Here is a 16,086-nt window from a genome sequence, read left to right as displayed (position 1 = left end):
ATGAGCACGGACACCGCGGCACGCCCGGCCGGCACGCCGAAGGCCGTCGGCGTCGTCTGGGCGCTGCTCGGCCTCAACACGCTGGGCTCCGCCGGGGCGAAGACCATCGTCACCATCCCCCGCTCCCTCATCCAGATGGCCACCATGGGCGCGCTGGTCGCCGCGTTCGCGCTGGCCCTCGCGCTCAACCTGCGGCTCCGCATCAGGCCCAGCGCCTTCGTCCTCCTGCTCACCCTGCTGCTCATCCCGAGCGTGCTCTCCAGCGCGAACCTGGAGGTCGGGTACGGCGCGCTGTTCCGCTGCTTCAGGCTCACGCTCTTCGTCGGCACGCTGTGGCTGCTCACCCGCTGGTGGGACGGCAGCCTGACGTTCGTCCGCCACCACATCCGGATGTACTTCGTGGCGCTCGGGACGGTCGCGGTCGGCCTTGTCATCTCGCCGGGCACGGCCATGCCCGAGTACTACGGCGGACGCCTCGTCGGTGCCCTGTGGCCGCTCACCCCGCCGCAGATCGGCCAGTACGCCGCGGTGATCATCGGGCTCACCGTGCTGCTCGTCATCGGCCGCAGGACCACCGGGGGCAGCGCGGCGTTCGTCATCGTGCCCTCGCTCGTCCTGCTCGCCCTGACCCACACCCGTACGGCCACCGTCGGCATGCTCGTCGGGCTGACGCTGGCGATCTGCTCGCTCGTCATGACCAGCGCCGCCGCCCGCCGGTTCTTCGCCTGGACGGTGGTGTGCGTGACGGTCGCCGGGGTGGTGTTCTACTCCGCGCTCCAGTCCTGGTTCCTGCGCGGCCAGAGCCAGGAGAACTTCTCCAACCTCACCGGCCGCGCCAAGGTCTGGGACGCCCTCCTGTCGGCGCCCCGCACGGCAGGGGAGAAGGTGTTCGGCACGGGCCTCGGCGACAAGTCGTTCGGCGGGCTGCCGATCGACAACAGCTGGCTGGCCGTCTACAACGAGCAAGGACTGACCGGCGTCGCCATCGTGGCGTCGATGCTCCTCGTCCTCGGCGGCGTCGCGCTGCTGCGGCCCCCGTCCCTGGCGAGGGCCTGCGCGATCTTCCTGATCAGCTACGTCGCGATCTCGTCGTACACCGAGGCCGGACTGGGCGACGCCTCGCCCTACCTGCTCCACCTGGGCCTGGCCGCCGCTCTCCTCGCGACACCCGCCACGCCCCCGTTCCTCTCGACGCCCGCAGTCCCCAGACGACACGTCCCGCGATGGGCCCGGAGATGACCTCACGCATGCACGCCGGACACGATCCGCACGACACGCACGACCTGCGCGTTCTCGTCGTGCACAACCGCTACTCCTCGGCCCAGCCCAGCGGCGAGAACAGGGTCGTCGACGAAGAGGTGGCGCTGCTGCGCGCGGCCGGCCACCACGTCGACGTCTTCGAGCGGCGCAGCGACGACATCGCCGCACGCTCCCTGCTCAGCAAGGCCACCGTGCCGTTGCTCGTGCCGTGGAACCCCGCGGTCCGCACCGAGCTCGCCGCCCGGCTCCGCGCCGAGCGGCCCGACGTCGTACACGTGCACAACGTCTTCCCGCTCCTGTCGCCCGCGGTCCTCGCCGCCTGCGCCGACGTCGGCGTGCCCGCCGTCGCCACACTGCACAACTACACCCAGGTCTGCCCGCCGGGCACCCTGCACCGGGACGGCCGCCCGTGCACCGAATGCGTCGGCACGTCGATGTCGCTGCCCGCCGTCCGGCACGGCTGCTACCGCGACTCCCGCCTCGCCACGGTGCCGCTCGCGGTCAGCCTCTCGGTCAACCGGCGGCGGTGGTGGACCGGCGTGGAGCGGTTCTTCTGCATCTCCGGGGCACAGCGCGACGTCCTGGTGCGGTCCGGCATGCCGGCCGAACGGCTCACGGTCAAGCACAACTTCGTGCCCGACCCGGACGCCCGCAGGACGGGCGACGGCGAGCACGTGCTCTACCTCGGACGCCTCGCGGAGGCCAAGGGCATCCGGCTGCTCATGGCCGCGTGGGACGAGGTCGCGGCGAGCGGCGGGGTGGGCGTGCCGCTGGTGCTCGCGGGAGCGGGGCCGCTGCAGCGGGAGGTGACCGACTGGGCGAAGGGCCGGGACGACGTGCGGTACGTCGGCCTGTGGGACCCGGAGCGGTGCCGGGAGGGCGTCGCGAAATCGGTCGCCGTGGTGGCTCCCTCGATGGCCATGGAGACGTTCGGCCTGGTCGTCGCCGAGGGCATGGCGGCCGGAGTGCCGGCCGTCGCCGCCGCACACGGTGCGTTCGTCGAACTCGTCGAGGACGGCGTGACCGGGCTGCTGCACCGGCCGGGCGACGCCACGTCGCTCGCCTCGTGCCTGCGCCGCGTCACCACCGACCCGGCCGCCAACCGGGAGATGGGACGGGCGGCCCGGCGCCGCTACGAACAGGGGTTCAGCCCGGCCGTCGGCCTTGAGCGCCTGGAGGAGGGGTACCGCTCCGCGATCGCGGGGCGGTCCGGCGACGGGGACAGCCCGCCGCCGACAGGAAAAGCAAGCACTGGCTCGCGGTGGGGGACACGCGCGAGCAGATATGGGGGGAACCGATGACAGCATGCCGACTCTGCGGCTCGGCGACGCTGGCGAGCGTCGTCGACCTGGGGGCGACCCCGCCGTGCGAGAGCTTTCTCGCCGCGGACCAACTGGATCAGGCCGAGCCCGCGTACCCGCTGCACCTGCGGGTCTGCACCGACTGCTGGCTCGCGCAGATCCCGCCGCTGATCAAGCCGGAGGAGACGTTCACGGAGTACGCGTACTTCTCCTCCTTCTCCACCTCCTGGGTGGAGCACGCCCGCACGTTCGTCGCCGACGCGGTGGCGCGTGCGCGGCTCGGCGAGGACGCCTTCGTCGTCGAGGTCGCCAGCAACGACGGATATCTGCTGAAGCACGTCGTGGACCGCGGAATCCGCTGCCTCGGCGTCGAGCCGTCGGTGAACGTCGGCGCCGCGGCGCGGGAGGCGGGCGTCCCCACGCTCACCGAGTTCCTCTCCCCGGACACCGGCGCGGCCGTCCGCGCCGAGCACGGCCCGGCCGACCTCGTCGTCGCCAACAACGTGTACGCGCACATCCCCGACGTCGTCGGCTTCACCCAGGGGCTGCGCGCCCTGGTCGCCGACGACGGCTGGGTCTCCATCGAGGTGCAGCACCTGCTGACCCTGATCGAGGAGAACCAGTACGACACGATCTACCACGAGCACTTCCAGTACTACACGGTCGCGTCCGCGATCCGCGCCCTAGCGAGCGGCGGACTCGCCCTCGTCGACGTCGAGCTGCTGCCCACCCACGGCGGCTCCATCCGGCTGTGGGCCCGCCCGGCCGAGGTGGCGGGCGAGCCGAGCTCGCAGGTGGCCGACGTGCTGGCGCGCGAGAAGGCGGCGGGACTGCAGGAGCTGTCCGGGTACACCGAGTTCTCCGCCCGCGTGGCCAAGGTCCGCCGCGACCTCCTCAAGTTCCTGATCGAGGCGGCCGAGCGCGGCGAGACCGTCGTCGGCTACGGCGCGCCCGGCAAGGGCAACACCCTGCTCAACCACTGCGGGATCCGCCCCGACCTGCTCGCGTACACGGTCGACCGCAACCCGTACAAGCACGGCAGGTTCACCCCGGGCACCCGCATCCCGATCCTGGCGCCCGAGCAGATCGCCGCCGACAAACCGGACTACGTCCTCGTCCTCCCGTGGAACCTGCGGGCCGAACTGGCCGAGCAGCTCGCGTACGTGCACGAGTGGGGCGGCCGCCTCGTCTTCCCCATCCCGGAACTCAGCATCGTCGAGGCCGCGTCCTCGAAGGAGGTCACAGTATGAAGGTCGTACTCTTCTGCGGCGGCTACGGGATGCGGATGCGGAGCGGTGCCGCGGACGACGTGCCCAAGCCCATGGCGATGGTCGGCCCGCGCCCGCTGATCTGGCACGTCATGCGCTACTACGCGCACTTCGGGCACAAGGAGTTCATCCTCTGCCTCGGCTACGGCGCCCACCACATCAAGAACTTCTTCCTCAACTACGAGGAGACGACGTCCAACGACTTCGTGCTGCGGGGCGGGCAGACCGAGCTGCTCTCCACCGACATAGCCGACTGGACGATCACGTTCGCCCAGACCGGCATCGAGTCGCCGATCGGGGAACGCCTCCGCCGGGTCCGCCACCACCTGGGCGGCGACGAGATGTTCCTCGCCAACTACGCCGACGTGCTCACCGACGCCCCGCTGCCGGAGATGATCGACAAGTTCTCCCGGCGCGACGCCGGCGCGTCGATGATGGTCGTGCCGCCGCAGTCCTCGTTCCACTGCGTGGAGCTCGGTGACGACGGCCTGGTGGGCGGCATCACCCCCGTCAGCGAACTGCCCATGTGGGAGAACGGCGGATACTTCGTGCTCCGCCAGGAAGTCTTCGACCACATACCGGAGAACGGCGACCTGGTCGCGGACGGCTGCGCCCGACTCGCCAAGAGCGGACGCCTGGTGGCGCACCAGCACCGCGGCTTCTGGAAGCCGACCGACACCGTCAAGGAGCGGGCCGCGCTCGACGACGCCTACACCCGCGGCGACCGCCCGTGGGCCGTGTGGGAGCGGGACGACGCCGGGGTGGGCGCGTGATCAGGCTCGGGGCGGGACCCCTCGACCGGATCGTCGCGGTGGGCGCGCACTGCGACGACATCGCCATCGGCGCCGGCGGCACGCTCCTCGCGATGTGCACGGCACGGCCGGGCCTGCGCGTCGACGCGCTGGTGCTCTCCGGCGGCGGCAGCGAGCGGGAGCAGGAGGAGCTGGCCGCGCTCGCCGCCTTCTGCCCCGGCGCCGAACTCGGCGTCACCGTCCTCAAACTGCCCGACGGACGGATGCCCGTGCACTGGGACGAGGCCAAGGCCGCGGTCGAGGAGCTGCGCGCACGGACCGAACCCGACCTCGTCCTCGCCCCGCGCATCGACGACGCGCACCAGGACCACCGCGGCCTCGCGCAGCTGATCCCCACCGCGTTCCGCGACCACCTCGTACTCGGCTACGAGATCGTCAAGTGGGACGGCGACCTCGGCCGCCCCACCGCGTACCAGCCGCTGTCACCGGAGATCGCCGAGCAGAAGGTACGGCTCCTCCAGGAGCACTACCCCTCACAACGGCACCGTCCCTGGTACGACCGGGAGGCCTTCCTCGGCCTCGCCCGGATCCGCGGAATCGAATGCCACGCGCGCTACGCCGAGGCGTTCGCCGTCACCAAACTCGCTCTCAAGCTGGGGGATTGAACCTTGCGCGTACTGCTCACCGGACACCAGGGCTACCTGGGCACCGTGATGGCCCCGGTGCTCACGGCCGCCGGACACGACGTCGTCGGCCTGGACTCCGGCCTGTTCGCCGACTGCGTCCTCGGCCCGCGCCCCGCGGACCCGCCGGGACCGCGCGTCGACCTGCGCGACGTCACACCCGACCACCTGACCGGCATCGACGCCGTGATCCACTTGGCCGCGCTCTCCAACGACCCGCTGGGCGCCCTGGCCCCGGACCTCACGTACGACATCAACCACCACGCCTCCGTACGCCTCGCCAAGCTGGCGCGCGAGGCCGGAGTGCGGCGCTTCCTGTACGCCTCCACCTGCTCCGTCTACGGCGCCGCCGGCGGCGGCGAACTGGTCGCCGAGGACGCCCCGCTCCGCCCGGTGACGCCGTACGCGGAGTCCAAGGTGCGGGTCGAGGACGACCTGCACGCGCTCGCCGACGCCGACTTCAGCCCCGTGTACATGCGCAACGCCACCGCCTTCGGCTACTCGCCCCGGCTGCGCGCCGACATCGTCCTGAACAACCTGGTCGGCCACGCCCTCCTCTCCGGTGAGGTCCTCGTCCTCTCCGACGGCACGCCCTGGCGCCCGCTCGTGCACGCCGCCGACATCGCACGGGCCTTCACCGCCGCGCTCACCGCGCCGCGCGACGCGGTGCACGACCTGGCGTTCAACATCGGCAGCGAGACCAACAACGTCACGGTCGCCGAGATCGCCGAGCAGGTCGCCGACGCGGTGCCCGGCGCGAAGGTGCGGATCACCGGCGAGAACGGCGCCGACCCCCGCTCCTACCGGGTCGACTTCGCCCGGTTCCGCGCCGCGATCCCCGGCTTCGACTGCGAGTGGACGGTCAAGCGCGGCGCCGTCGAACTCGCCGACGCCTACCGCGAACACGGCCTGACCCGCGAGGACTTCGAGCAGCGCTTCACCCGACTCGCCGTGCTGCGCGCGGCGACCGACGCCGGCACCGTCGACGACACCCTGCGGTGGCGCCGATGACCGAGGCAGGCAGGCAGATGCACGCGCTGGTGGAGCGTCTTTACCCGCTCTGCCGGAGCATTACGGGCGACGGCGTGCGCGCCACCCTGAAGATCGTCGACGAGTACGTCCCGCTCACCGTGCACGAGGTGCCCACCGGCACGCAGGTGCTCGACTGGACGGTGCCGCAGGAGTGGAACATCCGCGACGCGTACGTCGCCGACAGCACCGGCCGCCGGGTCGTCGACTTCGCCTCGTCCAGCCTGCACGTCCTCGGGTACAGCGTGCCGGTCGCGGCGACCATGCCCCTGTCCGAGCTGCGTGAACACCTGCACACCCTGCCGGACCACCCGAGCTGGGTGCCGTACCGCACCAGCTACTACAAGCCGGAGTGGGGGTTCTGCCTGTCCCAGGAGACCCTGGACGCGCTGCCCGACGGCGACTACGAGGTGCGCATCGACTCCACGCTCGCCGACGGCCACCTCACCTACGCCGAGCACGTCGTCCCCGGGCAGGTCGCCGACGAGGTCATCGTCTCCTGCCACGTCTGCCACCCCTCGCTGGCCAACGACAACCTGGCCGGCATCGCGGTGGCGACGTTCCTGGCCCGCGCGCTCGCCGAACAGACCCCGTACTACACGTACCGGTTCATCTTCGCGCCCGGCACCGTCGGCGCGATCACCTGGCTGGCGCGCAACGCGGAACGCGTCGACCAGGTCAAGCACGGACTCGTGCTGGCCTGCGCGGGCGACTCGGGGCGACTCACGTACAAGCAGAGCAGGCGCGGCGACGCGGAGATCGACCGGGTGCTGCGGCACGTCCTGACGGCGTCCGAACGCCCGCACCGCATCGCCGGGTTCACCCCGTACGGCTACGACGAGCGGCAGTACTGCTCGCCCGGGTTCGACCTCGGTGTGGGCTCCCTCAGCCGCACCCCGTACGCCGGCTACCCCGAGTACCACACCTCGGCCGACAACCCGGACTTTGTCTCTCCGGAGGCCATGGCGGACACTCTGTCCGTCTGCCGCGAGGCGTTCGGCGTCCTCGACCGCAACCGGACGTACCAGAACCTCAGCCCTTACGGGGAACCCCAGTTGGGCCGCCGCGGTCTCTACGACGCGCTCGGCGGCCGCAGCGACACCAAGCAGGCACAGATGGCCATGCTCTGGGTGCTCAACCTCTCCGACGGCGAGCACAGTCTGCTGGACGTCGCCGAACGGTCGGGGCTGCCGTTCGACGCCGTCGCCGTCGCGGCCGACGCCCTGCACGGCGCAGGGCTGCTCAAGGCATGACGCCGATGACCACCGAGGGGGAGAAGACGACACCGGCGGAACCCGCCGGGGAGAGCGCCGAGCCGAGCGCCGGGCGGGGCGTCATCGGCCGGCTGTCCTGGGGCCTGGCCGACCAGGCCGCCTCCAGCATGAGCAACTTCGCCGTGGGCGTCTACGTGGCCCGCTCGCTCGGGGTGACCGCGTTCGGCGTGTTCAGCCTGGCCTGGGTGACCTACGGCGTGGTGCTCAACGTCTCCCGCGGCCTGGCCACCGACCCGCTCGTGGTGCGCTTCAGCGGCGTCCCCGAGAAGTCGTGGCGGGCGGCGACGGCCCGGGCGTCGGGCACCGCGCTCGGCACCGGCCTCGCCCTCGGCGCGGTGTCCGTGGTGACCGGCCTCGCCGTGGGCGGCCGCGTCGGGACCGCGTTCGCCTGCCTCGGCGTCGTCCTGCCGGGGCTGCTCCTCCAGGACGCGTGGCGGTTCGCGTTCTTCGCCGCGGGCAACGGCCGCAAGGCGTTCGTCAACGACCTCGTGTGGGGCGTCGCACTCGTGCCCGCCCTTCTGGTGGCGGCGCACGTGGGCAGCGTGGGGGCGTTCGTCCTCGCCTGGGGCGGATCCGCCGCGGTGGCCGGGACGTTCGGCTGCTTCCAGTCCGGCATCCGGCCCCGGCTGTCCGGCGCGCGCGAATGGCTCCGCACGCACCGCGACCTCGGCACCCGGTACCTGGTCGAGAACGTCAGCAACAGCGGCGCGAGCCAACTGCGGGCGTACGGACTCGGCGTCATCGTCGGCGTCGGCGCGGTCGGCGTCATCCGGGGCGCCGAACTCCTGCTCGGCCCCTTCATGGCCGTCCTGATGGGGCTCTCCCTGGTCACCGTCGCCGAAGCGGCACGGGTCCTGCGCAGGGCCCCGCACCGCCTCGGCGCGTTCTGCCTCGTCCTCGGCGGCGGGCAGGCCGCCGCCGCGCTGCTCTGGGGCGGGGCGCTGCTCCTCGTACCCGACCGGGCGGGCGAGTTCGTCCTCGGCGACGTCTGGGGCGCCGCGTCCGAACTCATCGTGCCGGTCACGCTCGGCGTCGTGGGCGCGGGACTCGGCACCGGTGCCGCGGCCGGACTCCGTGCGCTCGGCGCGGCCCGGCGCAGCCTGCGCAGCCAGCTGTTCGCCTCCGCCTGCTACGTCGCCGGCGGGCTCGGCGGGGCGGCGGCAGGCGGCACGGTCGGCTCGGCCTGGGGCGTCGCCGCCGCGACCGTCTGCGGCTCGGCCGTGTGGTGGCTGCACCTCCGGTGGGCCCTGCGCGAGCACCACCAGAACACCCTTCGCGAAGTGAGGACCACATGACTGCATCTCGGGGCAACCCCCGGCTGAGCATCGGCCTGCCCGTCTACAACGGCGAGGAGTACCTCGCCGAGTCCCTCGACGCCCTGCTCGGCCAGACCTACGAGGACTTCGAGCTGGTCATCTCCGACAACGCGTCGGCCGACGGCACCCAGGACATCTGCCGCAAGTACGCCGCGCGGGACTCCCGCATCCGCTACATCCGGCTCACCCGCAACATCGGCGCCGCACCGAACCACAACTACGTGTTCACCGAGTGCCGCGGCGAACTCTTCAAGTGGGCCTCGCACGACGACCTGTACGCCAGGGGCCTCCTGCGGCGCTGCGTGGAGGCCCTCGACGAACGGCCGCACGTGATCCTCGCCCACGCCGACCAGGCGGTCATCGACGGCGACGGCAAGGTCAAGGTCCCCTACGAGTACACGCTCGCCACCGACTCGCCGCGCGCGCCCGAGCGTTTCCGCAGCATGCTGTTCGAACCCGGCGGCGACGACTTCTACGGCGTGATGCGGGCCGACGTCCTGCGCCGCGTGAAACCGCACGACAGCTACCACCACGCGGACCGCACCTTCGTCGCCGAGATCGGCCTGCACGGCCCCTTCCACCAAGTGCCCGAACTCCTGTACTTCCGCCGCGATCACCCCACGCGTGCCGAACGCGCCAACCCCTCCAAGCGCTCCCGGTGCGTCAACCTGGACCCGCGCCGGGCGGGACCGCTGCACCCCACGCCCCGGCTGCTCGCCGAGTACGTCGCCGGCTTCGTCTCGGCGATCCGACGCGCGCCGCTCTCCGCGGCCGACCGGCGCGCCTGCTACGGCCATCTGGCCGCCTGGATGACCAGCCGGGCCCGCCCCGGCGCCGGCGAACGCGTCGAGGACCGCGCCCCGGTCGACCCGGCGAAGTCCGACGTCTCCATCGACGCCCTCGTGGCCGGACGCGAGGGGCGGGAGGCATGAGAGCCGCTCCACGCGTGGGCGTGTTCGGCCTGCTCGGCTCCGGCAACCTCGGCAACGACGGATCGCTCGAAGCCGTGCTCGGATACCTGCGTGCCGAGCACCCCGACGCGGCCGTGGACGCGCTGTGCGGCGGACCCGAGGTCGTCACGGACCGGTACGGCATCCCCGCCACCCGGCTGCACTGGAACCGCGGCGAGTACCGGACCGCGTCACGCGCGGGCGCCGTCGCCGCGAAGGGGCTCGGCAAGCTCGTCGACGTCGCCCGCACCGCCGCCTGGGTGCGCAGGCACGACGTGGTCGTCGTGCCGGGCATGGGCGTCCTGGAGGCCACGCTGCCGCTGCGGCCGTGGGGCTTCCCGTACTCGCTGTTCCTGCTCTGCGCGAGCGGCCGGCTCTTCCGCACCCGGGTCGCGCTCGTCGGCGTCGGCGCCGCCCCGATCCGCGACCGGCCGACCCGGACCCTGGTGCGCCTGTCGGCGCGGCTCGCCACCTACCGCTCGTACCGCGACGACCTGTCCCGCGACGCGATGCGGGCCATGGGCGTGGACACGACGCGCGACGAGGTCTACCCCGACCTCGCCTTCGCCCTGCCCGCACCGTCGGCGAACGGGCCGGGCACGCAGGACGGCACGGTCTGCGTCGGCGTCATGGACTTCCACGGCGGCAACGACGACCGCGCACGCGCCGAGGAGATCCACCGGCGCTACCTCGAAGGGACGACCCGGTTCGTCCGCGCGCTGGTCGAGGAGGGCAGGCCGGTCCGGCTGCTGACCGGCGACGCCTGCGACACGTCGGTGGTCGAGGCGATCATCGACGCCGTGGACTCACCGCTGGTCACCGCCGCGGAGACGGCCTCGCTCGCCGACCTGATGCGGGAGGCGGCGGCCGCCGACTCCGTGGTGGCGACCCGGTACCACAACCTGGTCTGCGCACTGAAGGCGGGCACGCCGACGCTCGCGCTCAGCTACGCGGCCAAGAGCGACGCGCTCATGGACCGCATGGGCCTCGGCGCGTACTGCCACCCGGCCCGCGAGGCCGACGCCGACCGGCTCCTGGAGCAGTTCCGGGCCCTGGAGAAACAGTCGGCGGAACTGCGCCGCACCCTCGCCGAACGGAACAGGGCCACGGCGCGGCAACTCCGTGACCAGTTCGACGCGTTGACGGCCGCCCTGTTCCCCGGGGCCCGCACCACCCGGACCCCCACCGACGCCCACGCCCTGCGGGAGACACCGTGAAAGCCATCCAAGTCCCGGAGATCGACGGCGCGTTCCTCTTCGAGCCGACGCCGTACGCCGACGAGCGCGGCTTCTTCTGCCGCACCTTCGACGCCGACGTGCTCCGGTCCGTGGGCCTCGACCCGAACGCCTTCGTCCAGGACAGCCTGTCCCGCTCGGCCCGCGGCGTGCTGCGCGGCATGCACCTGCGCTCCGGCGCCGGCGAGGCCAAGCTCGTGCGGTGCTCGTACGGCAAGATCTTCGACGTCGTCGTGGACCTGCGGAGGGACTCACCGACGTACCGCAACCGGGCCTTCTTCGAACTGTCCGACGAGACGCAGCTGACCCTGTACATCCCGGCGGGCTGCGCGCACGGCTTCCAGGCGCTGACGGGGACCGCCGACACCTCGTACCGGATCGACCGTCCGCACGACCCGGCCGAGGACGTCACGATCGCCTTCGACGACCCCGAGCTCGCCATTCCCTGGCCGCTGCCGCCCGAGAAGATGTCCCAGCGGGACCGCGAGGCGCCGAGCCTCGCCGAGGTCCTGAAGCAGAAGGAGAGCTGAACCCACCGTGGACCACGAAGAGTTCTCGCTGCCCCGGTCGCGGGCGGCGAACGAACGGCTGCACGCCATGATCCCCGGTGGCGCGCACACGTACGCCAAGGGCGACGACCAGTACCCCGAGCACCTGGCCCCGGTCATCAGCCACGGCCGGGGCGCCCATGTGTGGGACGTCGACGGCAACAGCTACATCGAGTACGGCTCGGGCCTGCGGTCGGTCAGCCTCGGCCACGTCCACCCCCGCGTCACCGAGGCGGTGCGGCGGGAGATCGACCGCGGAAGCAACTTCGTCCGGCCGTCCATCGTCGAGGCCGACGCCGCCGAACGCTTCCTGGCGACCGTGCCGACCGCCGAGATGGTGAAGTTCGCGAAGAACGGCTCCGACGCCACCACCGCCGCCGTGCGTCTCGCCCGCGCCGCCACCGGGCGGCAGCGGGTGGCGATCTGCGGCGACCACCCGTTCTTCTCCGTCGACGACTGGTTCATCGGCACCACACCGATGTCCGCCGGCATCCCGGAGTCCACTCACGCGCTCACGGTGACGTTCCCCTACGGGGATCTGGCCGCCACCGATGACCTGCTCACCCGGTACCAGGGCGAGGTCGCGTGTCTGATCCTCGAACCCGCCTCCCACACCGAACCCCCGCCCGGCTACCTCGCGGGCCTGCGCGAACTGGCCGACCGGCACGGCTGCGTCCTCGTCTTCGACGAGATGATCACCGGCCTCCGCTGGTCCGAGGCGGGCGCGCAGGGTCTGTACGGCGTCACCCCCGACCTTTCCACGTTCGGCAAGGCGCTGGGCAACGGGTTCGCCGTCTCCGCACTGGCCGGGCGCCGTGCGCTGATGGAGCGGGGCGGGCTCCGGCACTCCGGCGAGCGGGTGTTCCTGCTCTCGACCACGCACGGCGCGGAGACGCACTCCCTCGCGGCCGCCATGGCGGTGCAGACCGTGTACGTGGAGGAGGGCATCACCGCGCGGCTGCACGCCCTGGGCGAGCGGCTGGCCGCCGCGGTGCGGGACGCCGCGGCGAGCATGGGCGTCGCCGACCACGTCGTCGTCCGGGGCCGGGCCAGCAACCTGGTCTTCGCGACGCTCGACGGGAGCGGGCAGCCGTCGCAGCAGTACCGCACCCTGTTCCTGCGCCACCTCCTCGCGGGCGGGGTGCTCGCCCCGTCGTTCGTGGTGAGCAGCGCGCTCGACGACGCGGACATCGACCGCACCGTCGACGTGGTGGCCCAGGCCTGCGCCGTCTACCGGAAGGCACTGGACGCGGGCGACCCCACGCCCTGGCTGGCCGGACGCCCGGTGAAACCGGTCTTCCGCCGCCTGGCCTGACGTCAGGGGCGAGCGGGCGACCGGGCGTCGGCGACCCGGTCGACCAGCCACGCGGTCACCGGCACCACCGCGAGGGCGGTGCACCAGCCGCCCAGCACGTCGGTCGGGTAGTGCGCGCTCAGAGCGACCTGCGCCCAGCCCATGACGGCGCCCGCCACCAGCGCCGCCCCGAGCACGAGTGACGTCCCGGCCGCCCTGCCGAGGCCGAGGCGGCCGGTCGCGACGAGCGCCATCGCGACCGCGAGCGCGGTGGCGAACGCCGTGTGCCCGCTCGGGTAGGACAGGTTGTCGTCGCCGTGAATGGTGCGCCCCACCACGGACTTGACGAGCGTCGTCGCCACCACGGCCAGCGCGGCGCCGACGACCACGAGCACCGCCCCGCGGCGGTGCCGCAGCAGCAGACAGCCCGCCACCGCAGCCGCGACCAGCAGCGCCGCGCCGACGGGCTCACCCCAGAAGTCCGTGGCCAGGGCGACGCTCCGCCACGGCCCGCCCACACTGTCCGCCGTCGGGTCGATGAACCACCTGTCGACCCGGCCGGCCTCGCTGTGGCCGGCGTACTGGACTCCGATGACGACGGCCGCCGACACGGCGAGGACCGCGATCAGCCCGAGCCACACGCGCAGCGCGGCGGGCAGCAGTGCGGAGGTTGTCGGGCGCCCGGTCACAGGCCCTTCCGTGGCAAGGCGCTCCACCTTCCCCTCCCGTCAGGGCCGTTGACGCCGCTCTGCCCGCCACCCTAGCCAACTTCCCCGCACCATCCGTCAGTTCGATGCGGGAAAGGTCTGTTCGGTCCAGATGGTCTTGCCGGAGCGGGTGTAGCGCGTGCCCCACCGCTGGACGAGCTGCGCGACGATGAGCAGACCGCGGCCGCCTTCGTCGTCCTCGGTGCTGTGGCGCAGGTGCGGCGAGGTGTGCCCGGTGTCGGCGACCTCGCACAGGAGGGTGCGGTCACGGATGAGGCGTACCTGAATGGGGCCCCCGCCGTATCGGACCGCGTTGGTCACCAGCTCGCTGACGACGAGTTCGGTGGCGAACGACAGCTCTTCCAGGCCCCACGCGTGCAGCTGCCGGGTGGCCAGCTCCCGGGCCCACCCGGGGGCCACCGGCTCCGCGGGCAGCTCCCACTCGCTGACCTGTGAGGCGTCGAGCTCGCGGGTGCGGACGAGCAGCAGCGCGGTGTCGTCGGCCGTCGAACCGCTCGGCAGGAGCTCCGCGACGGCCCGGTCGCAGAGCTCTTCGAGTGACGCCTCCCGGTCGCCGAGCACCCGTCCCAGCGTGTCGAGCCCGTGGTCGATGTCGCGGTCGCGGGCCTCGACCAGGCCGTCGGTGAACAGGGCCAGCAGGCTGCCCACCGGCAGCTCGATCTCCATGGACTCGAACGGCAGCCCGCCGAGGCCCAGGGGCGGCCCGGCCGGCAGCTCGGGGAAGGAGACCCGGCCGTCCGGATCGACGACCGCGGGCGGCAGATGCCCGGCCCTGGCCATGACGCAGCGCCGCGAGACCGGGTCGTAGACCGCGTAGAGACAGGTCGCCCCGGTCGTCACGTCGGCGTAGTCCCCGCCGGCCGCCCACGGACCGCCCCACTGCTCCTCCGCCGACTGCGCCACCAGGTCGTCGAGCCGCGCGAGGAGCTCCACGGGATCCATGTCCAGCTGGGCGAAGGCCCGCACCGTCGTCCGCAGCCGCCCCATGGTGGCCGCCGCCTGCAGCCCGTGGCCGACGACGTCCCCGACCACGAGCCCGACCCGGGTCCCGGACAGCGGGATGACGTCGAACCAGTCGCCGCCGACCCCGGTCACGTCGTCCGTGGGCAGATAGCGGTGGGCGAGGTCCACCGCGGACTGCTCCGGGAGCTGCTGGGGCAGCAGCTGTCGCTGGAGGACGAGGGAAGCGGTGCGCTCCCGGGTGAAGCGGCGGGCGTTGTCGATGGACACGGCCGCACGGGCGACCAGCTCGTCGGCCAGCGCCACCTCACCGCTGTCGAAGGCGCCCGCGCCCGTGCCGCGCAGGAACGTGACGAGTCCGAGCACGCTGTTCCCGGCCCGCAACGGCACGACCAGCGCCGACTCGTCGAGCACGAGCCCGCCGGAGGAGAGGCTGCGGTCCTGCGGCGAACCGGGCGGATACCGCACGGGGGAGGGGCCGCCGGGGCCGAGGGACCCGTCGGACCGACCGCCCGGGCAGCAGCGGGCGACCCGTACCAGCGAGGCCGCCGCCACGCCGCTGGTGGCCGGCACCCCGCCTTCCAGCACCGCCTGCGCAAGGTCCACGGTGACCTCGGCGGCGAACTCCGGCACCGCCACCTCGGTGATCTTCTCGGCGGTGACCTTCACGTCGAGAGCGCCGCCGACGCCGCGGCCCGCCTCGACGAGCAGGGCGAGCCGCCGCTGGGCCTTGTAGCGGTCGGAGATGTCGAAGGCGTCCTCGCACACGCCGATCACGCTTCCGTCGGCGTCCTGGAGCCGGTAGTAGGCGCAGGACCACAGGTGCTCCGTGTCGGGGTCGCTGGGCGGGCGGCCCTGGAAGTGCAGGTCCAGGAAGGGTTCTCCGGTGTCCAGTACGTGCCGCATGACCGCGTCGAGCGTGGGCGGGTGCCCCTTGGTCACGAACTTGCCGTCGGAGTACAGCTCGTCGGCGCGCAGCCCGCGGAACTCGGCGAACGGCCGCCCTATCTCCCGTTCGTACGCCGTGTTGCACCAGGTCAGACGCAGGTCGGTGTCGTAGATGCCGAGGCCGACGGGGGACTGGGTGGCCAGCCCGTGCAGCAGGGCCAGACGGGCTTCCCACTGCCGCAGGGCGTCGAGCTCCGCCGCGACGAGGACGCGCACCGCCGGCCCGTCGCCCGGCAGGGTGCACACCCCGGTGGCGACGACCACCTCGTGCCCGTCACGGTGCCGGGCGACGCGGATCTCGTTCCCCTGGAACCGCGGCGGAGGACCGGAGGACGCCGCGCCCGGCGCCAGGAACGTGGCGACCGGCCGCCCGACGATCTCGCCCGGCGCGTAGCCGAGGAGCCGCTCCGCGGCCGGGCTCCACCCGATGACGGTGTCGTGGGCGTCGATGACGGCCGTGGCGGCCCTGGTGACGTCGAGGGGACCACGGAAGTCGGCCTGCTCACGGTTGCCCGCCGTCATGGCGCCACACCAGCCCCG

At 72.7% G+C, this 16,086-nt stretch carries 14 protein-coding genes; 12 read left to right on the top strand and 2 right to left on the bottom strand.

The features are described from left to right. Genes AC07DO_RS10745 through AC07DO_RS10690 form a run of 12 tightly spaced genes read left to right on the top strand, consistent with a single transcriptional unit; the run spans position 1 to position 12,931 of the window. The gene (locus AC07DO_RS10745) at positions 1 to 1,239 is read left to right on the top strand and encodes an O-antigen ligase domain-containing protein (RefSeq protein ID WP_479058502.1); all 1,239 of its coding nucleotides are present in this window, start codon (positions 1 to 3) and stop codon (positions 1,237 to 1,239) included. A gap of 44 nt (positions 1,240 to 1,283) precedes the next feature. Beyond that, positions 1,284 to 2,561 carry a glycosyltransferase gene (locus AC07DO_RS10740; protein WP_479058597.1) on the top strand — a complete coding sequence of 426 codons (1,278 nt, stop codon included), beginning with the start codon at positions 1,284 to 1,286 and terminating at the stop codon, positions 2,559 to 2,561. After that, positions 2,558 to 3,811, top strand: coding sequence for a class I SAM-dependent methyltransferase (locus tag AC07DO_RS10735; RefSeq protein ID WP_479058501.1), 1,254 nt, complete (start codon positions 2,558 to 2,560; stop codon positions 3,809 to 3,811). Before AC07DO_RS10740 ends, AC07DO_RS10735 begins: the two co-directional genes overlap by 4 nt. Next, on the top strand, positions 3,808 to 4,602 hold the full coding sequence (locus AC07DO_RS10730; RefSeq protein WP_479058500.1) for a sugar phosphate nucleotidyltransferase: 795 nt from the start codon (positions 3,808 to 3,810) through the stop codon (positions 4,600 to 4,602). The genes AC07DO_RS10735 and AC07DO_RS10730 overlap by 4 nt, the downstream gene beginning before the upstream one ends. Beyond that, a complete protein-coding gene (locus AC07DO_RS10725) occupies positions 4,599 to 5,246 on the top strand; it encodes a PIG-L deacetylase family protein (protein WP_479058499.1) in 648 nt (215 codons plus the stop codon). The genes AC07DO_RS10730 and AC07DO_RS10725 overlap by 4 nt, the downstream gene beginning before the upstream one ends. A 3-nt stretch (positions 5,247 to 5,249) precedes the next feature. Then, positions 5,250 to 6,275, top strand: a complete 1,026-nt coding sequence (locus tag AC07DO_RS10720; protein ID WP_479058498.1) for an NAD-dependent epimerase/dehydratase family protein — start codon at positions 5,250 to 5,252, stop codon at positions 6,273 to 6,275. After that, positions 6,272 to 7,546, top strand: coding sequence for a DUF4910 domain-containing protein (locus AC07DO_RS10715; RefSeq protein ID WP_479058497.1), 1,275 nt, complete (start codon positions 6,272 to 6,274; stop codon positions 7,544 to 7,546). The genes AC07DO_RS10720 and AC07DO_RS10715 overlap by 4 nt, the downstream gene beginning before the upstream one ends. Then, entirely contained in the window at positions 7,543 to 8,862 is a 1,320-nt protein-coding gene (locus AC07DO_RS10710) for a hypothetical protein (RefSeq protein WP_479058495.1), read from the top strand. Before AC07DO_RS10715 ends, AC07DO_RS10710 begins: the two co-directional genes overlap by 4 nt. After that, the gene (locus AC07DO_RS10705; protein WP_479058493.1) at positions 8,859 to 9,815 is read left to right on the top strand and encodes a glycosyltransferase family 2 protein; all 957 of its coding nucleotides are present in this window, start codon (positions 8,859 to 8,861) and stop codon (positions 9,813 to 9,815) included. Before AC07DO_RS10710 ends, AC07DO_RS10705 begins: the two co-directional genes overlap by 4 nt. Next, positions 9,812 to 11,050: a polysaccharide pyruvyl transferase family protein gene (locus AC07DO_RS10700; RefSeq protein WP_479058491.1), complete on the top strand. Its 1,239-nt coding sequence runs from the start codon at positions 9,812 to 9,814 to the stop codon at positions 11,048 to 11,050. Before AC07DO_RS10705 ends, AC07DO_RS10700 begins: the two co-directional genes overlap by 4 nt. Further along, positions 11,047 to 11,598 (top strand): dTDP-4-dehydrorhamnose 3,5-epimerase, encoded by a 552-nt coding sequence (gene rfbC / locus AC07DO_RS10695; RefSeq protein ID WP_479058489.1) that lies wholly within the window; start codon positions 11,047 to 11,049, stop codon positions 11,596 to 11,598. The genes AC07DO_RS10700 and rfbC overlap by 4 nt, the downstream gene beginning before the upstream one ends. Positions 11,599 to 11,605: 7 nt before the next feature. Beyond that, positions 11,606 to 12,931 carry a glutamate-1-semialdehyde 2,1-aminomutase gene (locus AC07DO_RS10690; protein WP_479058487.1) on the top strand — a complete coding sequence of 442 codons (1,326 nt, stop codon included), beginning with the start codon at positions 11,606 to 11,608 and terminating at the stop codon, positions 12,929 to 12,931. 2 nt (positions 12,932 to 12,933) lie between these two features. On the opposite strand, the gene AC07DO_RS10685 is transcribed toward AC07DO_RS10690, so the two are convergent. Together AC07DO_RS10685 and AC07DO_RS10680 are read right to left on the bottom strand one after the other, a co-directional pair. Next, positions 12,934 to 13,599: a phosphatase PAP2 family protein gene (locus AC07DO_RS10685; RefSeq protein WP_479058485.1), complete on the bottom strand. Its 666-nt coding sequence runs from the start codon at positions 13,597 to 13,599 to the stop codon at positions 12,934 to 12,936. A gap of 96 nt (positions 13,600 to 13,695) precedes the next feature. Further along, positions 13,696 to 16,068: a SpoIIE family protein phosphatase gene (locus AC07DO_RS10680; RefSeq protein ID WP_479058483.1), complete on the bottom strand. Its 2,373-nt coding sequence runs from the start codon at positions 16,066 to 16,068 to the stop codon at positions 13,696 to 13,698. Positions 16,069 to 16,086: the final 18 nt, after the last annotated feature.

This window comes from Streptomyces sp. NPDC045678, assembly GCF_056432085.1.
Note: the sequence above shows the minus strand (reverse complement) of the source record. Positions and strands in the feature narration are given on the sequence as shown.